Genomic DNA, 21,503 nt, shown 5'->3' with positions numbered 1-21,503 from the left:
CGTTATTCTGCAGATGCCCCTGATGCCCCTCCATCGTCCCATCCCCTCAGAGACTCAACGCTTACTCGCACGCATCTATCGCTATAGCCACAATCGTCGAGCCAGTCAACGGGCACACTGTCTACTGCTGCGCAGTCAGGGTAAGAAAAATGCTGAATTGCGGACCATTTTTCTGGTGAGCGAAAAGACCCTCTACAACTGGTTCAATGGCTGGGATGAGCGGGGTTTGCTGAGCCTCTATGACCGACAAGGTCGGGGGCGTAAGGCCAAACTGACCGATGAGCAAAAGGCCCAGGTGAAGCAGTGGGCGGACGACTCCCCACGTCAACTGAAGCCGGTCATTGAGAAAATCAAAGCGACCTGGAACATCTCCGTGAGTATCGATACCCTCAAACGAGTACTCAAATCGTTCAAAATGAGTTGGCGACGGATGCGACGGGTGACGGCGAAAGCCCCCTCGGCTGACTATGAGCGCAAGCGCTCAGCACTGGACATCTTGAAGGCCTTAGAAGCAACGGGTGCGATTGACCTGTACTACTTGGATGAAACGGGCTTTACCTTAGTCCCGCCGATTCCCTATGCCTGGCAGGTCATCGGTCAAACCTTAGAGATTCCAAGTCAACGTAGCCCACGCTTAAATGTGTTGGGTTTTATGACCCGTCAAGGCGCACTGGAAAGTTATGTCTCTGAACAAAGCATTACCAGTGATGTCGTGGTGGCCTGCATTGAGGCGTTTTTCGCCCAGGTGGATAAACCGACGGTGATTGTCATGGACCAAGCCTCTATTCATGTTGGACACCGGGTTCAAGACCTACGGGATGAATGGGCGCAGCGGGGACTCTATCTGTTTGAGCTCCCCACCTACTCTCCCGAGTTAAATCTGATTGAAACCGCTTGGCGATTCATGAAATATCAGTGGCTCGATAGCTCTGCCTATGAGAGCTGGGAAAGTCTAGTTGCAGAGGTTGAAAAGATATTGGCAGGTTTTGGAGAAGAGTTTGTAATTAATTTTGCATAAGCACTTAACCCTTCTTGCCATAGCAAGGCCAGGGTCACTCCTTTGCGAGTCAGTTCTCGATAGACTGGGGCAAACTCGATCTCTGTTTTGCTCACCGATGACGCCCGTTGCTTGCCCAGCCTCTGGTGAGCCTCACTATCGCTGAGTCCTTGAAGCTCCTCATAGCTCAGTCCTTTGGCCGTTGCTCGACGGATGTAGTCTTGGACCGTCGAGCGCGCAACCGCGCAACTACGCGCGATTTGGGTTTGGTTATACCCCAAATCGTGCAGTCGAATGATTTCTCTAAATTTCTCCATGGACAGTAATTTTCCTTGGTGTTTCTTTGGCATTGGGGCTCATTAACCTCACGTTCTTGTGCGAACGCAGTCTAATGGCCTCCTATGCAGCGGGTTAAATTACCTGTCCAAATAGACCTTATTTTTGATGCCGAAGCACACATCACTCAGGTGCCGAAGCAACATCATTCAGGTGCCGAAGTTGACGTCATTCAGATGCCGGAACAAACATCATTGGGGTGCCGAAGTACACATCATTTTGCAGGTAAAGTACGGTTTTTCCCACGGTTGAAAAAATCGAGGGGAGTTAGTTTCCAACTATTCCGATTTCAACTAATCGGTAAAGGGTGATGACGGAGTGATTTACGTAAACCCCCATGATCAAAAGGTTTCCAACTATTCCGATTTCAACTAATCGGTAAAGATGTGGATATGAGCCCGGACGTTAAAGATAGGGTAGAAGGGTTTCCAACTATTCCGATTTCAACTAATCGGTAAAGATGAATGCCGTAAGCCTGTCGACAAACAAAGGAAGGAAAAGCCGTTTCCAACTATTCCGATTTCAACTAATCGGTAAAGCAGCTTCGATTCAGATGCAGCTCAACAGCCTGATCTTGAAGAGTTTCCAACTATTCCGATTTCAACTAATCGGTAAAGGAGTATGACTGCTTAACTCAGAATGAAGAAGAGGTATATGATAGTTTCCAACTATTCCGATTTCAACTAATCGGTAAAGAGTTCTTCTGTCGCATGCAGAATGGGATGACGCTGAGTGTTTCCAACTATTCCGATTTCAACTAATCGGTAAAGGTTTTCAAGGAAGCTATGGCTGGCCGATTAGCGGCAATCGAGTTTCCAACTATTCCGATTTCAACTAATCGGTAAAGCAAGAAAAAGGTCAAAACCGCCAAATTGGTAACAATTGATCTGAGTTTCCAACTATTCCGATTTCAACTAATCGGTAAAGCGTTTCAGGTCAGAATCCAGTGCGAGAACCTCGTTCGCGAAGTTTCCAACTATTCCGATTTCAACTAATCGGTAAAGGGCAACAAAACTCCTCAAGCTGGCCCACGACGACCGCAAACAAAGTTTCCAACTATTCCGATTTCAACTAATCGGTAAAGAGCTATCACAAGACAAGGAGACGACCATGACACAGCGCTTAACTGGTTTCCAACTATTCCGATTTCAACTAATCGGTAAAGGTTTTTTAGGAGGACATTATGACTGTGCGAACCTGTTTAGGCGAGTTTCCAACTATTCCGATTTCAACTAATCGGTAAAGGCAACTGGCGCAGGTTTAGCGCTCAACTTCAACCTGGTCTTCCAAGTTTCCAACTATTCCGATTTCAACTAATCGGTAAAGTACCATAGTTATAAGCGATGAGGATTTAGCATGGCTAAACTCATGTTTCCAACTATTCCGATTTCAACTAATCGGTAAAGAAGAGTCATACAATTTCAGCTTTTTGAATGGCGGGGTTACAGTTTCCAACTATTCCGATTTCAACTAATCGGTAAAGGAGCAGACTTGTCTGGTGCGGTAGTCAAAGTCGAACAAGGTTTCCAACTATTCCGATTTCAACTAATCGGTAAAGTAATTGGGTTTATAATCAAACTGGTGCTGATAAGAACGCTCAAGTTTCCAACTATTCCGATTTCAACTAATCGGTAAAGACAGGTACAGGCACAGATCCCACTAGCCGTGGTATTTTGGGTTTCCAACTATTCCGATTTCAACTAATCGGTAAAGCTAAGCTGGGGGCTGAGATTACAGCCTATAAAGCTGAAATCGTTTCCAACTATTCCGATTTCAACTAATCGGTAAAGCGTCCTCGGTTTGGCCCAGGAACTTTCTCAAGCTCTTCTGCTAGTTTCCAACTATTCCGATTTCAACTAATCGGTAAAGAAGCGTTTCGGTTTTGTTGCTGTATTCGGAGTTAGCTCTGGTTTCCAACTATTCCGATTTCAACTAATCGGTAAAGAGCAGCGACGATTTTCGAAGCATCCTTCCGTCTCCCATTGGTTTCCAACTATTCCGATTTCAACTAATCGGTAAAGATGCTGATGATACAAAAGGTCAAGAAATGGCTGAGAGCATGGTTTCCAACTATTCCGATTTCAACTAATCGGTAAAGTTGAATCAGTAGTGGTACTGCCACAGTTTAGCGATCTAGACGAGTTTCCAACTATTCCGATTTCAACTAATCGGTAAAGTGAAGCTTCGGATGAGCCGTTTGATAGGAGCGTGACTGCTTGTTTCCAACTATTCCGATTTCAACTAATCGGTAAAGAAGCCGAAAACCCATCAGCTTCGTGCTGACCAAGTAGTTTCCAACTATTCCGATTTCAACTAATCGGTAAAGGATCTGGTTGAGGGTGACCTATTTTTCACCAACTCGATAGTTGGTTTCCAACTATTCCGATTTCAACTAATCGGTAAAGCAGCAAATCAAAGATCGCATCCAAAATGGCGGTACCACTATCGTTTCCAACTATTCCGATTTCAACTAATCGGTAAAGACTCAACGCGATGACATTCGTCACGGTAGCCAAATTGGCGAAGGTTTCCAACTATTCCGATTTCAACTAATCGGTAAAGGTTCAGCGCTAATCAACTCGTTGGCGTTGGCAGGTAATGTAGTTTCCAACTATTCCGATTTCAACTAATCGGTAAAGGTCAATCCCGCGCTGTGGGAGCAAATCTCCAACAGCATCAAGTTTCCAACTATTCCGATTTCAACTAATCGGTAAAGTATAAGACCTCAACCGAAGGGGACTCTTATGATCCTGGACAGTTTCCAACTATTCCGATTTCAACTAATCGGTAAAGCATTAAAACTAATACCGCTGGCGGAGGCAGCGGAGGGTCGTTTCCAACTATTCCGATTTCAACTAATCGGTAAAGGCTTTGGCAACATCGTCTCAGCTAATCGAATCGTCGCCATTGTCGTTTCCAACTATTCCGATTTCAACTAATCGGTAAAGCAAGTAATGTCTGAATTGCTCGGCATTGATGTCCCCGTCAAGTTTCCAACTATTCCGATTTCAACTAATCGGTAAAGGCGTTTGTAGTTGATAAGCTTGATCCTACTAAGTGGGTTGCTGTTTCCAACTATTCCGATTTCAACTAATCGGTAAAGGATATGCGCGGTAACGACGTCAACTACGATGGACTTTACAAGTTTCCAACTATTCCGATTTCAACTAATCGGTAAAGCAATGGACTCTCGGTTTTGTTAGGCTCTCTCGAAGTCTGCTATCTTGGTTTCCAACTATTCCGATTTCAACTAATCGGTAAAGCTTTGCCCCACAGACACACTGAGCGATAAACCGCTAAGTTTCCAACTATTCCGATTTCAACTAATCGGTAAAGCGTACACGCTTTAATTTATCCGATAAAACGTATAAGTTTATGGTTTCCAACTATTCCGATTTCAACTAATCGGTAAAGGCAAGCCGATGTCCAGCAGATCTTGCGCTCTGTTTTCAATCAGTTTCCAACTATTCCGATTTCAACTAATCGGTAAAGTGTTCTCGCGCAGAATCAGTTTCCTGATCCGGCACAGCAGCCTGACCCGGCTGGTTTCCAACTATTCCGATTTCAACTAATCGGTAAAGCAGAACACTTTTGGCGCTTGCTTGTTGCTTTTGGTATCTAAGTTTCCAACTATTCCGATTTCAACTAATCGGTAAAGGATTGTAGCCACGGCTGTGAATTGCTGTGGCTATCGCCAGTTTCCAACTATTCCGATTTCAACTAATCGGTAAAGCTGGTTGGGATTTAGTAAAGAGAACTGGAACCAAGAAGGTCACGTTTCCAACTATTCCGATTTCAACTAATCGGTAAAGCTGATGTTGGAATCCAAGTCTTGAATACCAACACCGGGCGTGTTTCCAACTATTCCGATTTCAACTAATCGGTAAAGCAAAAAGAAAAAGGGCAAGACTATCCCTAATGAGGAGTCTCGTTTCCAACTATTCCGATTTCAACTAATCGGTAAAGGATTACCTAGGTTCACCTATATCTGGTAACAGCTTTAAGTTGATTTAGTTTCCAACTATTCCGATTTCAACTAATCGGTAAAGACAGAGTTCCCTTATTTGATGCAGACCACGCTGCGGCTGCTGGTTTCCAACTATTCCGATTTCAACTAATCGGTAAAGACACCCCCAGCAGAAGCCCGTCATAGAGCAAGCTCCAGACAAGCAAACCACGGAGGTCTATATTCCTATCCTATCAGCCCTATGCCCCAACCATACTAATCGCTGAAACTATTGCCAGATAAGGCCCCACGGAGGTCAACTAAAACATAAGGCTTTCAGCGATCACCCTACCTCCGTGGTCAACACCAGTTACTAACAGTAACTTAGCCAAGCAATAGGCTAAACAATATACGTTTCAGGCGGCTCTTCAGGCGGCAAACTCCCAATCGTTAATGCCTGCGACATTGCCTCTTTAGAAATCCAATAAAACCGCACATTATCTTCAGATTCTTTAACTCGCCGCCGCACCTGATCGCACAGCTTTCGCATATCTGACAAAGTCAAAAAACATTCAAATACTGAATATTGAACCCGACGACCATACCCTTCCAAAAACGTCGCCAGCTTCGTACGACGCTTATCATCAGGAATATCATAAACCACCAACACCAGCATCAAATAATCCGCCGAAATGCCACGTAAGGCTGATTACCCAATAGCGCCTTCACATAGCGCTGCACCTGTAGTTGAATAATACGGCGGTACGATACCGGCATTGTCACATCTGGATGTGATGCCGTTTCACTCATTCGTTCCTCAAACCGCTTCAAAAATAATCGCCGTGCCATACCCGTTAAATACACTCCACCCTTGTCTGTAGGCCAGGTAAAATCCGTTGGACGAATAGCCTTCTGATTAATCAGCTTCATCACCAGCGTATCCACAATAGGTGAACGAAACTCCTCCATCAGATCAAAACCCAAATAGGCCTTGGGTCGCTCGGCACCATGCAAATTGCCAAGATGAGGATTCAACCCCTCTGCCAGCATCAGACTCAGCACATTGTTAAACAGCAGCGTATAACCAAAGCTCAGTAACGAGTTCATCGGATCCGGTGGCGGATGAAATGCTCGCTTTGGCAAACTAAATCCCGGATTTCGGATCAGTTGATTCAATGCCGCAAAATACTGCGCAGCTCCAAACCCTTCATAACCCCGAATTTGATCAATCGTAAGTGAGTCTGACAAGCTATCAATCGCCTCAATAATATCAGTCAGTCTTGCAATAGCTCCAATCACCTCAGGAGCAGCATCCTCACGTCTGAGACGCAATATAAGCTGTTTAGAATTGACTATCTTCCCGCGTACAATCGCCCGCGCCATAGCCAACTGAAAAACTGTTTCTCTTCGCCGCTCAAACTGAGCTGTTTCTACGATCAGATCTGCTGATTCAGCACTCCACAAATGGCCCTTGTAGTCACCCAACTGACTCAAAAACACCACTGGAATATTAAGCTGCAAACAGATTGCGATCACCGCCGTGCTCAGCTGCACATTACCAAAAACTAAAATCCGCTCCACCTCACGGATTAAAACTTCTAAGGTTTCACCTTTTGGCGGTCTCAAAATAAATCGTCCCTGTTCTTTGTGCAGATAAGTCCCCTGCTGCACCACATACAAACTCGACATCCCATTACTCCATGTAATCTCTTGCGATGCAATCTCTACCGATTTCTCTCGTCGTACCTGATATCCCATCACCACAAACAACGGCGGCGGAATCGGTTGTTGCTGCTGCTTCAATGCCTCAATCAACGCCTGTTGCATCATCGTTGGCCCAGTCGGCATCATGTCACTATGCACCAGCTTCAGCTCTGGTTGTGGATCAATTGGATCCGGCTGATTTCGCTTTGGCTTCTTCACAGGAACAATCAAATCCCCAGAAAACGCATGCCCCAGAAACCGAAACCCTTTATCAAAGTGTGTAATTCGTGTCTTATCAGGATGCAGCTGCAGCCCCATCTCTTCCAATAATCGGGCTACCTCAGCTTTACCCTCTAGCAACCACTGTCGTGTTCTCGATAGCACCACAAAATCATCAGCAAATCGAACAAGCCGTCGCCCTTGGCTAGCCAATGTCTCATCAAAATCATCCAGATACACATTCGACAACAGTGGCGAAATCACCGAACCCTGAGGTACACCTTTCTGAGGTAACAAAATTCCCTCTTTAGTTAGTACACCAATCTCTACCCAAGCCTTGACCAGATCCAGCACCCACGGCTGGTCAATTCGCTCTTTCACCTCAGCCAATAGGCGGTTATGCCGAACATTGCCAAAATAATTCACAATATCGGCATCCAGCACCCAGTCATAGTCCTGATCGCGCCAATGGGCTACCTGCCGTACCGCCATCAGGTGCGATCGACCAGGCCGATAGGCAAAGCTAGCAGGTTCAAACTGTGGATCCATCACCGGATGCAACACCTGGAGCAATGCCTGCTGCACAACCCGATCTCGCACAGTCGGAATATTCAGCTCGCGCCAACCACCCTTAGACTTTGGAACAAACAGCTGCCGCAACGGCAAAGGCTTATAGGTACCCTCTGCCACCAAACATCGCAGCATTGGAAGTAACCTATGCTTACGCGCCCCAAACTCAGCAATCGTCTCCCGATCCACCCCTGCACAGCCCCGATTCGTCGCCACCTTATCCCAAGCCAGCTCAAAATTTTCAGCCGATAAAAATTGCTGTCTTAAACCCATGTAAAAAAACAGAAGATGGAAGGTGGAAGACAGAAAAAAAATGTCAGTCTCCCCTCTCCCTTTTCCGTCCTCCGTCCTCCGTTTTCCCTATGCCTGGCTCAGCTTGTAGGACACGCGGATTGCCATAATGTCGCGATTTAGCTGACTGATATATTGCAAAGGTCGATCCGGCTCAGTACAGGCCAACAAAATACCCGCTGTCATCCCCTTAGTTGCGCCAGTGTAATCAGCAATCACCTCAGACGAATCCAGTTCCTTCAGTGCTGCATCCACATAGATACCATTCACCAACATCTGGACATAGTTCGGATCATCTATCTTGTCGTCTGACACTAGCAGTGTCGGCGGCTCAGCCAGGTCATTGATATTAGGCAAACGGTAGCTACCATAGTGAAACTTGACACCTTGGGTGATACCTTCCTCCGTGAAACGCTGCACCATTTGCGTAGCATAGGGCAAAGATTTATTGGTGCAGATAATCCAACAATGTTGTAAATGCTCCGCCTGTCCTTCATTCCAGTGAAACCGGATCACTGTCTCTGCTGGCGAATCATCCTTAGGACTCATAGCCACGACCAGTCCAGGATAGGGAGTGGTTAATCGCTCCACATTGGTTTGTAAGGGCGGCCTAAAAAACGGAATGTGCTTTTGAGCCCACTGAGCAAAGTTCGTAAAGTAGTTGATTGATAGCAGCAACACAATGAGCGACAACACAATCGCAAAACGTAGCCAGTTGTAGCTGAGCCCCCCATCTTCTGACTTCAGACGGTCTTGGAGCATATCCCAAAACAAGTTAGAAACCCCATCTGAAATGATTGTAAAAACCAGGGTTCCGACAATAAAAGCAGCGAAGAAGTTTTTAGTTAGGTCAGTAATCGACTCAGCAACATTTCGAGGTTTCACAGCATTATCCCTTTAAAATCTCATCCATATTGTGATGGATTCTGGAAATAGCTTCTTCCTGCAGACAAACCTTAAAACAAACTAAACCTTCCTGATCCAAACACCCTAGTGACGAAAGCTACATGGACCTTTATCCGTAAATTAAGCCCATCTGGAATTTGGAAACAGCTTCTTCCAACCCTAGGTAGTATACCTGTAGTTCATCCAGAATCGATGATGACTGATTGCTACACTGCGATTACGTTCGCTCCTGTCCAGGGATTTATTGAAAAGTCACGTAAGCTCCGCGACCTTTACGGTAGTTCCTTCATCCTGTCGTATTTAGCGACTCAAATTTGTAACAATGCTCGTAGCTATTTTAACTATCCTGACACTGTTACTTGGCCCGATGACCCCGTCATATCACCAGCCAATATCAATGTAGCCCAAGGCACCCCAAATCTCATTTTCATTCGCGGTAATTTTCCGCAAGATAATGCATATCGGGCCATGCAAACAGCATGGAAAGATCTTCTAAGATACTGTCGCCAATGGATAGAAACAGCTGTCTCTAAAACACCTAAAGATAAAGCATGGCAGTACACCTGGGAACGTCCATGGCGCGAATGGGAAAATCATACCTGGGAGTTCTTCTGGGCAACCGGCAGCAGTATTGAAGCTGCCCGTCGTCAGATGAACCAGGTCAAATATGCTCGTGCCTGGACAGGCATCAACTATGTTGGCGAAAGCTCTACCCTTTCTGGCCAGGATTCCCGCGCCTGGCCACAGCTAGGTCACCATGCTTCTCACAATCGCTCTAGTACAGAAGAAGACTCTGAAGTTCGCGATTTTTATCAACAGCTTAGTCAAGCTATTGATAAACAAGGAGCCACAATCACGATAAGAGAGCAGCTAAGTATTCCTGAGTTAGTTAAGCGTCTGGTCACTATCGAGAAGGTAATGGACCGCTTTGACGAAATTCCCAACGCAGAAACACCTCAGTCATTTAAGAAAAATCGCCGCTGGACTGATACCCCTGCTTCTGCCGAAGATATGGAACGCGACACCCTCTGGACAGGCTGGTTTCAGGGAGACGGTGACCAAGTGGGGAAATATCTAAACCAACAAAGTCAACAGGCTAAAACTAGTCATGAAAAGGAAAACTCATATCATGAATTTAGTGAACGGCTACGCAACTGGGGATATGACTTAGACGAGTATCTGCCATCACCGGAGGCTATCAGTCAGACTTCGGATACACTGAAGCTACGCAAAGACGGACGTATCGTTTATGCGGGAGGAGATGACTTTTTAGGAACGCTCTACCGCAATATGCCTAGTAATCCGCTTAAGGCGAAAGAGTGCTTAAACTGGTTTTATACCTTTAAACCGGATATTTGGAGTCGCCACGGTCAGGATATTAGCGTTAGCGTTGGATTTGTATGGGCCTCTCCTCAAGTTCCACAACGAGATATTTTGCAGCATTGTCGGCTAGCAGAAAAATCAGCTAAAACCAGCGGTCGCGATCGCATTGCCCTGCGCATTCTCTTTAGTGATGGCAAACATCTAGAGTGGCATTGTCCCTGGAGGTTTTTAACGATTTTAGAAGATTACCGCGATCGCAATCGCAAATCAGAAACACAAAACTGGACCCATCTCTATAACGATGTAGCCACCCTAGATAGTCGTCATACTTTTGTCGAAAGCGAATCGGATATAGCCCATGGCCTACTTAAGATTTACTTTCCTGTTCAATTAGATCAGTTACCTGACACAGAAATCGATAAAAAAGACTTCTACACCCTGATTCAGGCAGATAGCCTTGATGTTAACAGCGATGTTCTATGGAACATATACAGCGGTGGCAAGAATCGCTACGACAACCAAGGTATCCGCCAATCAACCGGCATACTGGGTGACCACAGCGACTATGAGATGACGACTGGAGAGCCTGATCTACCTAAAGTTCACGATGCATTTAACACTTGGGTCATCAACCTAGCCAAAATCGGTTTTCACCTCTGCGATAACAAGTAGGTCAACTATGTTTAAGTACATCATTGCAATTGAACCCTTAGGGTTGCTTTACGGTAGTGCCGGACGGTTTCTCTCACCAGAAAACTTGGTGGGACGCTCTGGAAGAAGCTTTCCCCCCAGTGCCGCTACGGTATCTGGAATTTTTGCAGCTCAATATGGCAACAGTCATGTGCAATCTTTACAAGTAGCCGGACCGTTTTGGGGTCGCTCTGAGGAAGTCGCTGGCCCAAAGCAAACGTTTTATGTACCTACACCGATGAATCGTTTAGTTAAGGATGGTCACATTGTTAACACGCTCTACTGGCATTCCCACACTCAGCTCGATACTAATGGTTCCTGGCAACAACAATCTGGTGGTGAAGTTATTGGTAAATATGATAATGACCGAACCTGGATACCCATAAGCGCCTGGAAACAGCCCACCATTGTTGAAAAAGACCCATGGGAGTTTGTCCCTCATCTACATCCTCGTTTAGATCATAGTCAACGTCGGGTTGCTATTTCCAATACTAAAGATGATGATCGTGCACAAGGCAGTTTATTTTTAGAAAACGGTGTACAGGTCGAGCCAGATACTTGTCTAGTCTATCTCTCAAATATAAAGCTTCCTGATGGCTGGTACCGGTTTGGTGGTGAGGGCCATATGGTTAGTATTTCTAGCCACCCGCTGAGTGATGAGCATACGAAATTACTCAATCAGCCTGCAGGCGATACTTTTGCCCTATTAGTACCAGCAGTATGGGGCTCTAATCGCTTTTCTCAACGTTGGCCTCAAGCCTGGAACAACAATGTGGAAACCATTTTGACAAAGCGACCTAATCCATTTCGCTATCGTCTAGGTGGATCTCGTAATCAGACAAAGCGGCTATCTCGGGGGCGTTATGCAGTGCCTGCAGGCAGTATTTATGTCTTAAAAGAGCCGATTGAACAGTCTTGGTACCAATGGTCCAATGATTGGTTCCCGAAGGAAGGCCCTCATCTCAATCGTTGGGGCTGTGGTCTGGCACTACCAATTGATGTGCGGGCCAGAGTTAATTTACAAGATGCGATCGCCAGCTAATTTATTTTCTCATTGACGTCTTTTTACTCATATTCCATGTACCACAAAGCCTACGGCATTCTCGAAACCTTAGCACCTGTCCATGTGGGTGCCAGTGCTGGAGAAGAAACCGGCAATCTCAACCTTATCTTTCGCGACCAGTTTACTCAAACCGGTATTATTCCCGGTAGTTCTATTCGGGGACGCTTTCGAGCAGATATGAGGGAAATCAACCCTAATAAGGTTGGTCATTGGTATGGTAACGATGCTGAGACAGGTGACACTTCTGAAGGCATTGTCAAATTTGAATATGCCTCAATTTTATGGATACCTGTTTTCTGCCCTAATCAGCCAACGGTCTATGTCTCATGCCCTCGTTTATTACGTCGCTATCAGAGAATTACCGGTCAAAAACATTCAGGGTTTAAGCCTTACCATCACTCCGGCAAAAAAGAGAAAGACATGAATAAATTGTTTTTCAACCTGGGCTATCTACCATTACTAGATAGGGATCCTGAGCTAAAAGACTTTTTCCCTGAAGAATTAGTAGGAGATCAAGAGTACTTATTAGTTATTGTTGACGATACCGAGATTGCTATGATTCACGATATGGCTCTCTATCGTCAGAGTAGAGTCGCCCTTGACCCTAATCAGAAGAAAGCAGCTGATAAAGCATTTTTTAATGTGGAAGCGTTACCCGAAGGAACGCTTCTTTCTTTTCCTATCGCTCTACGTAAGAAAACGGCTACTGGCGACCCGGTCGAATGGAAGACTTATCTGGCAGATAGCGCGATGAAGGAAAAGCGTGAGCTTTACTTTGGTGGCTTAGAATCAGTTGGTTTTGGCCGTACTCAGATGATATTTAAACAACAATCAGTATAGGAAAATCATGACAGAAGCGATTAGACCTACATCCAATGCCCAATCTCCCAAATGGCAACCCTATAATTTGGACCACAAAGCACAAGAGTTAGTGCTCCGTTTTCGAGATAATGGTGTACTCACTGAATCTCACAAAATGCGTATGGCTGTAGCCTATGGCTTAGAACGTTTTTGGGGAGAGCATCTACGTTTTGAAAGCTCTGGCGATACTAATAAGGCCAGGTACTGGCAAGACGTATGGATAGCCTTAGCTGAAATCTTAGGCCCAACAGACATTACGCTTCCTGATGCTGAATGTTCCGTAGGCTTTCGAGAGACTGAGCAGATTCGTCTCACAGCTCACGCTATCTGGCAAATGTCGTTAGATGAGCAACGAGTAGCTCTAATGGTGCTTACTCAGCTTTGTGACTCTCTAGTGTGGTGGACACAGCGTTACAGAATCAAAAATAGCAACCCATAGGAAGGAGGTCATTATGCCCAATTTGAAGGGACTTCAAGCTCTTGCTCAGCTATTGCCTGATAATCAGCTAAACAAAGATATACCTGAGACTAATGGGAGTCCTGACACTGATCCTGAAGAGATTCCGATGATGTATCGTGCTCAAATTCATGGACGATGCAGCCTACACTATGCGGGTAAAAAGAATCAAGATTTAGATGTCTGGTTGGAGGAATGGACTAACTCTGAGCTACAACAGTCACCTCGCTATCAGCATCAAGAACCTGAAATAGGATGGAATGGGAACGTCTATCGTATTAAGGTTGAATTTCCCTGGCGGTTATTCAGTAACTGTGGTCAAGACAGCATTGCCAGACCCGTCATTGGAAAAAACGGTATTCCATTTATTCCAGGAAGCAGTGTAAAAGGATTATTTCGTCGCATTTGCGATGATGCACAGCTAACAAAATACTGTGGCGATAAACAAGATTTGAATCCTAGCAGTGTTGGTTTCCGTTTCCATGGCGCTTATCCTATTGGTGATTGGTGCGATCGCATTGGCGATGTTGTACATCCCCAACAACCCCGACAGGTTGAACATGCAAGCGGCGGCTCAGCCTTTGCTCTCATTAGCCTGTACAAACCTCAAATGATTTTTGAGTTTAGTGCATCTAAGCATAATCAAGTTGATTGGGAAGAAGTCCGTAAGCTTTTACAATCCGCCCTCAAGCAAGGTATTGGGGGCAAAACAAGTACAGGCTATGGTATGGGTGGCCATGAACCGGAGGAGACTTCTGCTTATCCATCGTCAGTTCGTATGGTACGACTTACCGGTGTGGGCATGAAGTCTACTCTCAGGACGAGCGAGGCTGAATTTCGCCCTAATTTGTTCAAAGCTACCTTAAGGTCCCATACACGTCGTCTGCTCGGTGGAGTGTGCTCAGACAAAGATTTGGTAAATACCGAGGTAGCCAGACTCTTTGGTGGGCCGGACGGTCCTGGCACAGTACAAATTGTATGGCAAGAAGAAAACAACACTACTGATCAGAACTCGCACTATGAGATTTCAGGAATACTAAGGCTTTGTGATAACTCGCCTAATCATGGTTCAACTGATGATGTAGTGTTCATATACAGGGTTTTACAGTTTGCCTATACGATGGGTGGCTTTGGTAAATCCTGGCGTCGGGTTTGGCACCGAAAGTTTTATGCCGATTATAAAAAACTCAACCAGTTTGATATCGGTTGTCATTGGGAGTCCAAGCATATTCCCTCAGCTCAATCACCAGAGGGACTAACAACATCTCTCAATGACTTAGTACAGAATTGTCAGGATGTTATTCGGGCAACTAATCGAGCCGCTTCGTGGGCAGAATCCTGGCACCCTAGGAGAGTAGCTGTGTTTAGTGGTTTAACTTCCTCCTCAGCAGCTATTAGACTGTTTCACTATGAGACTTTCAAAAAAACGATTGCGATTGGCGGTAGAGAACCTCATTCAAATAACTTGAATGTTAGTTCTGTTTGGCATCGTATGCTGCCCGTTTCCAAAAATCAGTATTTAGAAATTGTCACTATTTTTTATGGCAATCTGAACGTGTGGAAACACCGTCAAGAAGGCAATCAATTAGCCGCCTTTATTCAATCGTTAGAAAGTAATGGGCTGCAACTGACTTGGGGTACTTCGCCCTCACATCTCTCATAGCAAGGAATTGACTTTCTGGGTGTGTACCACCTGAATATTCAAGACCAGGTTAATCCAATCAAGAAAACGCTCCCGATTAAGCTTCAGGAGCAGTGATTCCTTCTTGAAGGTAGCACTTGGTTGGTAAAGGCATGGGATTATTCCAGCCTTACACATTCAATCCGCTGATAGCTCCGAGACTTTGTAGATTTTCCAGCCGTTTGTAGGCTGCGCGAATCACCTCCAACTCCATTGCTCTGGCTAGCTTTTTGATAGTTGTGAGTGCATAGGTAGAGCCTTGCTGTAAGGGTAGTAACAGCTCGTAAGCTTTTTGCTGGCCTGGGGATAGGTTCCAAGGGTAGTTTTCATCAACATCGATATAGCAGACATCCAACCCTTCTACATCCTCCATATCCGCAGAGCCATTGAAGACCAAGACGGTGTTACCAAGTTTTTCATCTACTTCGAGATGGACTGGAACTGATAGCCAGTCTGCATCGTAGCCGCTGTCATGCTCTAGATCTATGCATAGATTTTCTTGACAGTTCTCGATTTGGATATCAAGCATTTCGACACCTGCAAAAAACTAGTTCTATTGTACTCTATTACCACTTAGGCCAAAATCTAAGTGCTGTTTGTTCTGATTCTTCGTCATCGATACAGGGATCAACTCCTTCACGATCATCTTCCATATCTGAGACAGTATCCCCCTCATGGTCTCCCTGCCACTCTATATCTTCTGTTTCATCGATATCTCGCTGTGACCACCATCGAAGTGCTTGAGATTCACGTTTTTGTCCTTCCTCATATTTAGTCGTTCTTGAGAAAAGATCGTCAGTGTCTCTTTCAAGTCCAGCATCACGTAGAGTTTTTCTGATTTTGTTAGAACCCTTTGTAGGTATCGTGAATACGACTTGTTCGCCTGCATCGTTGCTGATTTCAAATGTTGTCGTATCTTTCTCGTTTGGATTAAACCAAGCAAATAGTCCCATTAGTTCGAATCTCCCAAACGGTAGTCAATGGCGTATCCTTGGGCGTTGTACTGAATGAACAGATCATTGCCGTTAGGCATGGTGTAGTAGTCACGGTTGGTGCTGGTATCTCTGGCCGTAGGTGCCCCTAATAGTGATGACATCGCTTTGTAGCTCTGTGGCCAATGGAGATAGAGCAGGCGGAGCATTTGATGCTCAGTGAGATTTTCAGAGCCCACCATGTTGTAGGCGTTGGTTGATGGTGATTGGTATCCTGGCTCTAGTCGCTCAGCAATGGCGACAGCATCGACAGAGAAGGCATCTACAACGCTATTGATCAGTTCGCTGACAGGATTACTTTGGCAACTAGTCAACAGCAACAGTAAGGCTAGATCTAGCGATACCAGTGAGATTTTTGACTTCATGGTTTTAGTGTTCATTGATTGATTGACTCTAGGCTCATGGCTCTAAACGCTTCTGTTGTAAGCGGTTGTAGACTTCAAGCTCTGTCTGAGTTTCGATCTGAAATCGAGCAATACCGCGCTTAGCTCCCTTAGTGCGAAAGGCGGCTAGTTCGGCCTCTGAAAAGTTGTTCTCGGCCTGTTTAACGCTGTCAATAAAGGAATCCAAATCCTCTAGATCTTGTTGAATGGACAGCTCAGCCGATGTCTGCTGACTATTGAGAGTAGCGAGAACACCACTGACTTCATCAGGCATCAGCTCCCCCTCTATCACCCCCGCTGATTCCCATTCAGGGGCATATCGGCTCTTAGCATCTACTACCCATGCCGCTCGCTCAGTAGCGTCAACGTCCTTAAGTTCTAGGAATAGGGTTCTGGCTAATTCCGTGTAGCCTTGCGTATCCTTGAGCAACTGCTCGGGAGCAACCTTGCCTAACCATGGAAACCACCGGGTTCTTAGGGTTGAACTTGCAATCTTAATCTCATCAGAAAGTTGTTTTGCTGTGTAGTGTGCGCCTGTGCTCGGGACTGTGCTACTGGTGTGCGGTGAGTGCACCTCTGAGATGTGCGTTTGTTGTGCTGTTGTTGCGCTATCCATTGGATTTACTGAGTTCTGAGATGTGCGTTTGTTGTGCTCTAGGTGTGCTGTGACTGTGCTCTAGGTGTGCTCTGCAGCACACTGAGAAGACGTTAAAAACTCCTTTCTAGATGGAGTTCAAGCTTTTTAGATAGTGGTTATTTGATTGTTGGCATCTAGCTGGTGTCGTAGCCGATCATCATGGTTGCTTTGTTCCTATTGACAGCATGAACAGTGGCCACGCTGGGACGTGACCTGTACGTGAGAATGAAACTGGGATTAAGGAGGAATCACGGTTATCATTGGGCTAAGGGTTAATGGTACTAACCTGTTTCGCCTCGGAGTCCTCGGTTGGTGCTCTGGGGCTTTCACATTTTTTGACAACAAAAAGAGTGGCTACACTGGATGTAGCCTTACCCTAATCAGGAGATTAGAGAGTGGTAAGTAACCGCGAGGGTGAAAAGCTCGCGGTTACTTTTTTATTTGCTTGTTTTTCCTGCGGACCAATCGTCTGGCAAATCTTTTATCGATACTCCTTTCTCGGATAGCTTGTCCATAATCAACTTGAATTGGCCAGGTGTAAAAACAGGGGTTCCATTCCCACGTTCCCACCGACTGACAGTGCTAACAGCAATGCCGATCATGCTGGCAAATTCTTGCTGTGAGATTTTCAGCAAACCTTCTCGAATTGCTTTCAACGGGGAATTCCCCTCGACTTTTGAACCATTCGGATCTAACATACCATACGAGCTAGTTAATATGACTAGCGATATCGACTAGTGAGCTTGGCGTTCTTGGCTGTTCGACTAGCTCACTAGCCTATTCTCTCAAGCTACTCAAGTTGCGTAACCCCCTTGCAACAAGGCTTTTAGTCCGTACATCAGTACCATGTGCCCCCGTGGTCATTGAGGACCTACTTATGTGCACTGCCAATGTTCGATCCACAACCAACCAACCCCACAGCCAGGCGGCTTACCTGTTTGTTTGACTACAAATGGCAAACCATTGAGCGCCCCGAATCCGGTGGCGACTGGAAAACCAATAAATATCCCATGCGTCCCCGGTCGTTATGGACCCGGTGGCAAGATGCAGCCACCATCATCGGCGTTCGGTTTGGAACTCAAACCCGTTACGCCATGGTGGATATAGATATAGGCAGTGATTATCACAACGCCGATGGTCTAAGGACTATTCAAGATGCGCTGGAGATGATCGGCCTGGTCCGTAGCGTCCTGGTCCGATCATCCTGGTCTGGCGGTTGGCACCTATATTTTCCGTTACCTGAGTTAGTGTCATCATTTTCGTTGGCATGTTCACTAAAACACACACTAGAGGCTCAGGGGATAGCAGTCAAAGCTGGACAGTGTGAGCTTTTCCCAAATATCAAACCCTATGGAAAACCATGGGAGGTAACGGAATACAACGGCCATCGTTTACCGCTGCAGCCTGGATCGGGTAGTTGCCTGCTCGATCACAATCAAAATCCCACGGCTGGAGACCTGGAGCGGTTCTTCTGGCAGTGGGATTTTGCGAGTAAAGCCCAGGATATGGAGCTACTGGGGCCAGCCCTGGAGCAGGGTCGAGAGCTACAGCGCAAGCGCAAACGTGAGCGACCTGGAAAGGTAGGCCAATGGTTGGCTGATTTGAGGGTGGAGCTGGAGACCGGTTGGACAGGAGCCGGTCAGACTAATGCTCTGCTGCGTGCGATCGCCACCCATGGCCGAGTCTTCGAAGGACTGGCCGACGATGAATTAGCCATCTATATCGAGCAGATGGCCTACTCTCGACCGGGCTATCACGAACACTGTAACCATCAGCCCCAGATACCCAAAAAATCAAAAGCCTGGGCACGATGGGCGACCAGATTCTATTGGCCCATGGGCACCCCACCCAAGCGCGAAGTGTCAACCGTGAGCATCAACGATGAACGTCGTCATGATGCTCGCCAACGGATCCAGTGGGCGGTTAGCCAGTTAGCCAAGGCAGGCCAGTTAAAAGATACAGTCTCCCATCGGCTAGCCCAGTTGTGCCAGTTAGCCAAGACCAGCGCCCAGACCCTATACAAAAATTTGGACCTCTGGCATCCGGACCAGTGGTGTGTAATACCCCAACCTGAGCCGGTTTCACCCACCAAAGAAGCTTGTAAAGAAACCACAAGCGATCCGCCGAAACCATTGCCAGACGGACCATTACACACCTTACCCCCCTTATTGAGGTGTAGGCCCGTGACGCCTCTCCCAAAAAACTTACATCCCAGGGGAGGAGAGGGGGTTTTAGGGGGAGAGAGGGGGTTTCCACAGGCTGAGGGGAGGTACTAGCTGTGGAAAACGCCCCGCCAACTCCAGTTAAAAAGCTTCAAATTCAATTGTCCAATCAAACGTACAGAGGGAGGTCTGGCCGTGCTCAAGTTAGTTGAAGCGCTCATGATGATTGCTAACGCTATCGAGAGAAATGCTGTTGCCACTGAGCGCATCGCCTCAGTCCTAGAAGAACGAGAACTGCCAGAGACTGGCAACAAACAACAGGCTGCGACTGTTCTAGGGGTTTCTCTCCGTACCCTGGAACGTTATCAGGGACAGTGGATTGAAGGTATCCATTACACCTACGAAGGCACCAAACCCACCTACAATCTGGCCTTACTCAGGGATTGGAAAGCCAATCGCAACAATAAAAAAGCCCATCAACGTGCCATTGAAATATGGCAGCGCAATCTGTTGAGTAATCAAAAGAAACGGGCTTAATTCTCTCCCTCTTGCCAAACGGATTTAAGCTTAGCCTGACCCCTGACGCTGCCAGTGTAATGTCTCAAAATGGTCTCTTCACTATTACCCGTAATCGCCGCAATCTCACTTACAGTCCACCCCTGGTCTAGAGCCTGCGATGTAAAGCTATGGCGAGTGTTGTACGGTTTTCGGTAGGGTACCCCAACGGCTTCTAACACCGGTTTCCAATACCTGCGCCTGAAGTTGTGATCATCGATCGGCTGCCCTTCAGCTGAGGGAAACACCAGATCATCATGACCGACCTTGGGTGGTCGTCTGGCTTTTAACATATCAGTCAGTTCTGGTGATAGTTCAAAGGCCCGGTCTCGATTTGTTTTGGTGGCTTTACGTTCACCCCGCCCCCAGGATTCACCGATCCATATCTTGCGACAATCGTCTGAAAGATGGCCCCAGCGTAACCCGGCTGCTTCACCAGGCCGACAGCCCAACCCCATCAAAAATCGAACAAAATCCAGGTAGTGGGGTTGATGTTCTTTGAACCCTGCCAAAATACGTCGATATTCCTCCTGGGTAAAGGGTTGCGGTCGTTGTTTAGGGGGAGCCTTGACCCGCACATTTTCCCATGGGTTCTCGGTGGCCAGCTTCCGACCGATGGCCCAGGCCCAACAGCTGCGTAGCATGCCGATCCGTTCCCTGGCGGTAGATGCAGCCAGCTGGCTAATGAGCCAGTCCCGAAAGTCGAGCGCTCGATCTTCGGTCAGAGCATCTACTCGCCTGGTTTTGAAAAAGGTTTCCACATGCCCTTGCAGACCCAGATATTTGTCCAGCGATCGCTTACCAACCTGCCGCCGCTTCCACTCAGTAAAACGCTGAAATAGTTCAGATACAGTTAATTCAGCTGACTGCTCAGCTTGATAGCGCATTAGGGATGAGTCAAACTGACTCGCTAAAATGTCAGCCTTGATAATGTCGGCTTTTGCCTGAGCCAGTCGGCGGTTGACCTCAGTATCCGGTAATCCTAAGGTCAGGCTGTAGCGCTTTTGTTGATACCGCCAACGGAGGCGTAACCAGCCGCGATCATTACCAATCGAAATATTGCCTTTAACAGCTCGTTTTTGCCCTGTGGTCACGGTTCAGTCTCTACCCAATACCGACCCAATTGTGACGCATTTAGACGTAAAAATGACGGTTTCAGCCGTTAGCCTCATACCCATCGACCCGTGCTTTACAAACCGTTTAAAACACAAAAACCGCTGATATCAGCGGTTTTCATCAATCGGAGCGGCGGGATTTGAACCCACGACCCCTACTACCCCAAAGTAGTGCGCTACCAAGCTGCGCTACGCCCCGATGCGTTTTTAACGCTTGACTAGCATAGCATATGGTTAGGGTATCAATACCCCATATTGAGTGTAATTAGGCACTGCAATTGGTGGGCTGTCATCAGGCTTTAGGACCATAGTTGTGTCCTAGAAGAGGATTCTGGTAATAGTCGACCGTTGCTTGAATACCTTCGTAATGGTTTACAAACATGTAGTTTGGCAATACCTATTGAAAACCACCAGTTAAGATACAAAGGGTTTAGTTAATATTCCGCAGTTGCCTTCTTTACTACTGCAGAACTGATGCCTTGTTTAGGCGGTGCGATCGCAGATGGGTGCAGAGATTGGGAAGGTGCGATCTCGCCCTATAAGTAGTTCGGCAAAAATAGTTATAGCATTTGAGCGAAAAAGAGCGATTCTAATAGAATCGTTATTCTGCAGATG

Annotated in this window: 18 protein-coding genes, 1 tRNA gene and 1 CRISPR repeat array; of the genes, 8 read left to right on the top strand and 11 right to left on the bottom strand. The window is 46.5% G+C overall.

Annotated elements, in window-relative coordinates; all coding sequences use genetic code 11:
• Positions 1-22: 22 nt before the first annotated feature.
• Positions 23-1,018, top strand: coding sequence for an IS630 family transposase (locus tag IXB50_RS19985; RefSeq protein WP_215610762.1), 996 nt, complete (start codon positions 23-25; stop codon positions 1,016-1,018).
• Here IXB50_RS19985 and IXB50_RS19980 read toward each other — a convergent pair.
• The 4 genes from IXB50_RS19980 to IXB50_RS19965 all read right to left on the bottom strand — a co-directional run bounded on the left by IXB50_RS19980 (position 934) and on the right by IXB50_RS19965 (position 8,948).
• Positions 934-1,347, bottom strand: coding sequence for a helix-turn-helix domain-containing protein (locus IXB50_RS19980; RefSeq protein WP_215610761.1), 414 nt, complete (start codon positions 1,345-1,347; stop codon positions 934-936). The genes IXB50_RS19985 and IXB50_RS19980 overlap by 85 nt on opposite strands.
• Positions 1,348-1,603: 256 nt before the next feature.
• Positions 1,604-5,460: a CRISPR direct-repeat array (repeat unit 36 nt; unit sequence GTTTCCAACTATTCCGATTTCAACTAATCGGTAAAG).
• 219 nt (positions 5,461-5,679) lie between these two features.
• Positions 5,680-5,955 carry a CRISPR-associated endonuclease Cas2 gene (cas2, locus tag IXB50_RS19975; RefSeq protein WP_215610760.1) on the bottom strand — a complete coding sequence of 92 codons (276 nt, stop codon included), beginning with the start codon at positions 5,953-5,955 and terminating at the stop codon, positions 5,680-5,682.
• A complete protein-coding gene (cas1, locus tag IXB50_RS19970; RefSeq protein ID WP_215610759.1) occupies positions 5,955-8,045 on the bottom strand; it encodes a CRISPR-associated endonuclease Cas1 in 2,091 nt (696 codons plus the stop codon). Before cas1 ends, cas2 begins: the two co-directional genes overlap by 1 nt.
• A gap of 87 nt (positions 8,046-8,132) precedes the next feature.
• Positions 8,133-8,948 carry a hypothetical protein gene (locus IXB50_RS19965; protein WP_215610758.1) on the bottom strand — a complete coding sequence of 272 codons (816 nt, stop codon included), beginning with the start codon at positions 8,946-8,948 and terminating at the stop codon, positions 8,133-8,135.
• 216 nt (positions 8,949-9,164) lie between these two features.
• On the opposite strand from IXB50_RS19965, the gene IXB50_RS19960 reads away from it, so the two are divergent.
• The 5 genes from IXB50_RS19960 to IXB50_RS19940 are packed head-to-tail and all read left to right on the top strand — an operon-like array spanning position 9,165 to position 15,026.
• Positions 9,165-10,964, top strand: a complete 1,800-nt coding sequence (locus IXB50_RS19960) for a Cas10/Cmr2 second palm domain-containing protein (protein WP_215610757.1) — start codon at positions 9,165-9,167, stop codon at positions 10,962-10,964.
• A 7-nt stretch (positions 10,965-10,971) separates the two neighbouring features.
• A complete protein-coding gene (locus IXB50_RS19955; RefSeq protein WP_215610756.1) occupies positions 10,972-12,024 on the top strand; it encodes a type III-B CRISPR module-associated Cmr3 family protein in 1,053 nt (350 codons plus the stop codon).
• Positions 12,025-12,060: 36 nt separating this feature from the next.
• Positions 12,061-12,885, top strand: a complete 825-nt coding sequence (locus IXB50_RS19950; protein ID WP_215610755.1) for an RAMP superfamily CRISPR-associated protein — start codon at positions 12,061-12,063, stop codon at positions 12,883-12,885.
• Positions 12,886-12,892: 7 nt separating this feature from the next.
• On the top strand, positions 12,893-13,345 hold the full coding sequence (locus IXB50_RS19945) for a hypothetical protein (RefSeq protein ID WP_215610754.1): 453 nt from the start codon (positions 12,893-12,895) through the stop codon (positions 13,343-13,345).
• A 13-nt stretch (positions 13,346-13,358) separates the two neighbouring features.
• Positions 13,359-15,026, top strand: a complete 1,668-nt coding sequence (locus tag IXB50_RS19940; protein ID WP_215610753.1) for a hypothetical protein — start codon at positions 13,359-13,361, stop codon at positions 15,024-15,026.
• A 148-nt stretch (positions 15,027-15,174) separates the two neighbouring features.
• On the opposite strand, the gene IXB50_RS19935 is transcribed toward IXB50_RS19940, so the two are convergent.
• The 5 genes from IXB50_RS19935 to IXB50_RS19915 all read right to left on the bottom strand — a co-directional run bounded on the left by IXB50_RS19935 (position 15,175) and on the right by IXB50_RS19915 (position 17,754).
• Positions 15,175-15,573, bottom strand: coding sequence for a hypothetical protein (locus tag IXB50_RS19935; RefSeq protein WP_215610752.1), 399 nt, complete (start codon positions 15,571-15,573; stop codon positions 15,175-15,177).
• 37 nt (positions 15,574-15,610) lie between these two features.
• Positions 15,611-15,997: a hypothetical protein gene (locus IXB50_RS19930; RefSeq protein WP_215610751.1), complete on the bottom strand. Its 387-nt coding sequence runs from the start codon at positions 15,995-15,997 to the stop codon at positions 15,611-15,613.
• Positions 15,997-16,416 carry a hypothetical protein gene (locus tag IXB50_RS19925; protein ID WP_215610750.1) on the bottom strand — a complete coding sequence of 140 codons (420 nt, stop codon included), beginning with the start codon at positions 16,414-16,416 and terminating at the stop codon, positions 15,997-15,999. The genes IXB50_RS19930 and IXB50_RS19925 overlap by 1 nt, the downstream gene beginning before the upstream one ends.
• A gap of 19 nt (positions 16,417-16,435) precedes the next feature.
• Positions 16,436-17,035, bottom strand: a complete 600-nt coding sequence (locus tag IXB50_RS19920; RefSeq protein ID WP_215610749.1) for a hypothetical protein — start codon at positions 17,033-17,035, stop codon at positions 16,436-16,438.
• Between the two features lie 458 nt (positions 17,036-17,493).
• Entirely contained in the window at positions 17,494-17,754 is a 261-nt protein-coding gene (locus IXB50_RS19915) for a helix-turn-helix domain-containing protein (protein WP_215610748.1), read from the bottom strand.
• Between the two features lie 192 nt (positions 17,755-17,946).
• Between IXB50_RS19915 and IXB50_RS19910 the strand changes: the two genes are divergently transcribed.
• Positions 17,947-19,332 (top strand): bifunctional DNA primase/polymerase, encoded by a 1,386-nt coding sequence (locus tag IXB50_RS19910; protein WP_215610747.1) that lies wholly within the window; start codon positions 17,947-17,949, stop codon positions 19,330-19,332.
• Positions 19,333-19,413: 81 nt separating this feature from the next.
• Entirely contained in the window at positions 19,414-19,755 is a 342-nt protein-coding gene (locus IXB50_RS19905; protein ID WP_246564751.1) for a hypothetical protein, read from the top strand.
• On the opposite strand, the gene IXB50_RS22295 is transcribed toward IXB50_RS19905, so the two are convergent.
• Both IXB50_RS22295 and IXB50_RS19895 read right to left on the bottom strand, forming a co-directional pair.
• Entirely contained in the window at positions 19,752-20,867 is a 1,116-nt protein-coding gene (locus IXB50_RS22295; protein ID WP_215610746.1) for a tyrosine-type recombinase/integrase, read from the bottom strand. The genes IXB50_RS19905 and IXB50_RS22295 overlap by 4 nt on opposite strands.
• 146 nt (positions 20,868-21,013) lie before the next feature.
• Positions 21,014-21,087, bottom strand: a tRNA-Pro gene (locus IXB50_RS19895).
• Between the last annotated feature and the right edge of the window lie 416 nt (positions 21,088-21,503).

It is taken from the genome of Leptothoe spongobia TAU-MAC 1115, from assembly GCF_018739885.1.
In the GTDB taxonomy this organism is placed as follows: domain Bacteria; phylum Cyanobacteriota; class Cyanobacteriia; order Phormidesmidales; family Phormidesmidaceae; genus Leptothoe; species Leptothoe spongobia.
This window is presented reverse-complemented; position numbering and strand designations above follow the sequence as displayed.

What these genes read in the sequence shown, in the direction of transcription:
- IXB50_RS19955 (WP_215610756.1), top strand. Translation starts at nt 10,972, where the DNA reads ATGTTTAAGTACATCATTGCAATTGAACCCTTAGGGTTGCTTTACGGT.
- IXB50_RS19920 (WP_215610749.1), bottom strand. Translation starts at nt 17,035, where the DNA reads ATGGATAGCGCAACAACAGCACAACAAACGCACATCTCAGAGGTGCAC.
- IXB50_RS19935 (WP_215610752.1), bottom strand. Translation starts at nt 15,573, where the DNA reads ATGCTTGATATCCAAATCGAGAACTGTCAAGAAAATCTATGCATAGAT.
- IXB50_RS19910 (WP_215610747.1), top strand. Translation starts at nt 17,947, where the DNA reads ATGTTCGATCCACAACCAACCAACCCCACAGCCAGGCGGCTTACCTGT.
- IXB50_RS19985 (WP_215610762.1), top strand. Translation starts at nt 23, where the DNA reads ATGCCCCTCCATCGTCCCATCCCCTCAGAGACTCAACGCTTACTCGCA.
- IXB50_RS19915 (WP_215610748.1), bottom strand. Translation starts at nt 17,754, where the DNA reads ATGTTAGATCCGAATGGTTCAAAAGTCGAGGGGAATTCCCCGTTGAAA.
- IXB50_RS19950 (WP_215610755.1), top strand. Translation starts at nt 12,061, where the DNA reads ATGTACCACAAAGCCTACGGCATTCTCGAAACCTTAGCACCTGTCCAT.
- IXB50_RS19945 (WP_215610754.1), top strand. Translation starts at nt 12,893, where the DNA reads ATGACAGAAGCGATTAGACCTACATCCAATGCCCAATCTCCCAAATGG.
- IXB50_RS19980 (WP_215610761.1), bottom strand. Translation starts at nt 1,347, where the DNA reads ATGCCAAAGAAACACCAAGGAAAATTACTGTCCATGGAGAAATTTAGA.
- IXB50_RS19960 (WP_215610757.1), top strand. Translation starts at nt 9,165, where the DNA reads ATGACTGATTGCTACACTGCGATTACGTTCGCTCCTGTCCAGGGATTT.
- cas1 (WP_215610759.1), bottom strand. Translation starts at nt 8,045, where the DNA reads ATGGGTTTAAGACAGCAATTTTTATCGGCTGAAAATTTTGAGCTGGCT.
- IXB50_RS19925 (WP_215610750.1), bottom strand. Translation starts at nt 16,416, where the DNA reads ATGAACACTAAAACCATGAAGTCAAAAATCTCACTGGTATCGCTAGAT.
- cas2 (WP_215610760.1), bottom strand. Translation starts at nt 5,955, where the DNA reads ATGCTGGTGTTGGTGGTTTATGATATTCCTGATGATAAGCGTCGTACG.
- IXB50_RS19940 (WP_215610753.1), top strand. Translation starts at nt 13,359, where the DNA reads ATGCCCAATTTGAAGGGACTTCAAGCTCTTGCTCAGCTATTGCCTGAT.
- IXB50_RS19930 (WP_215610751.1), bottom strand. Translation starts at nt 15,997, where the DNA reads ATGGGACTATTTGCTTGGTTTAATCCAAACGAGAAAGATACGACAACA.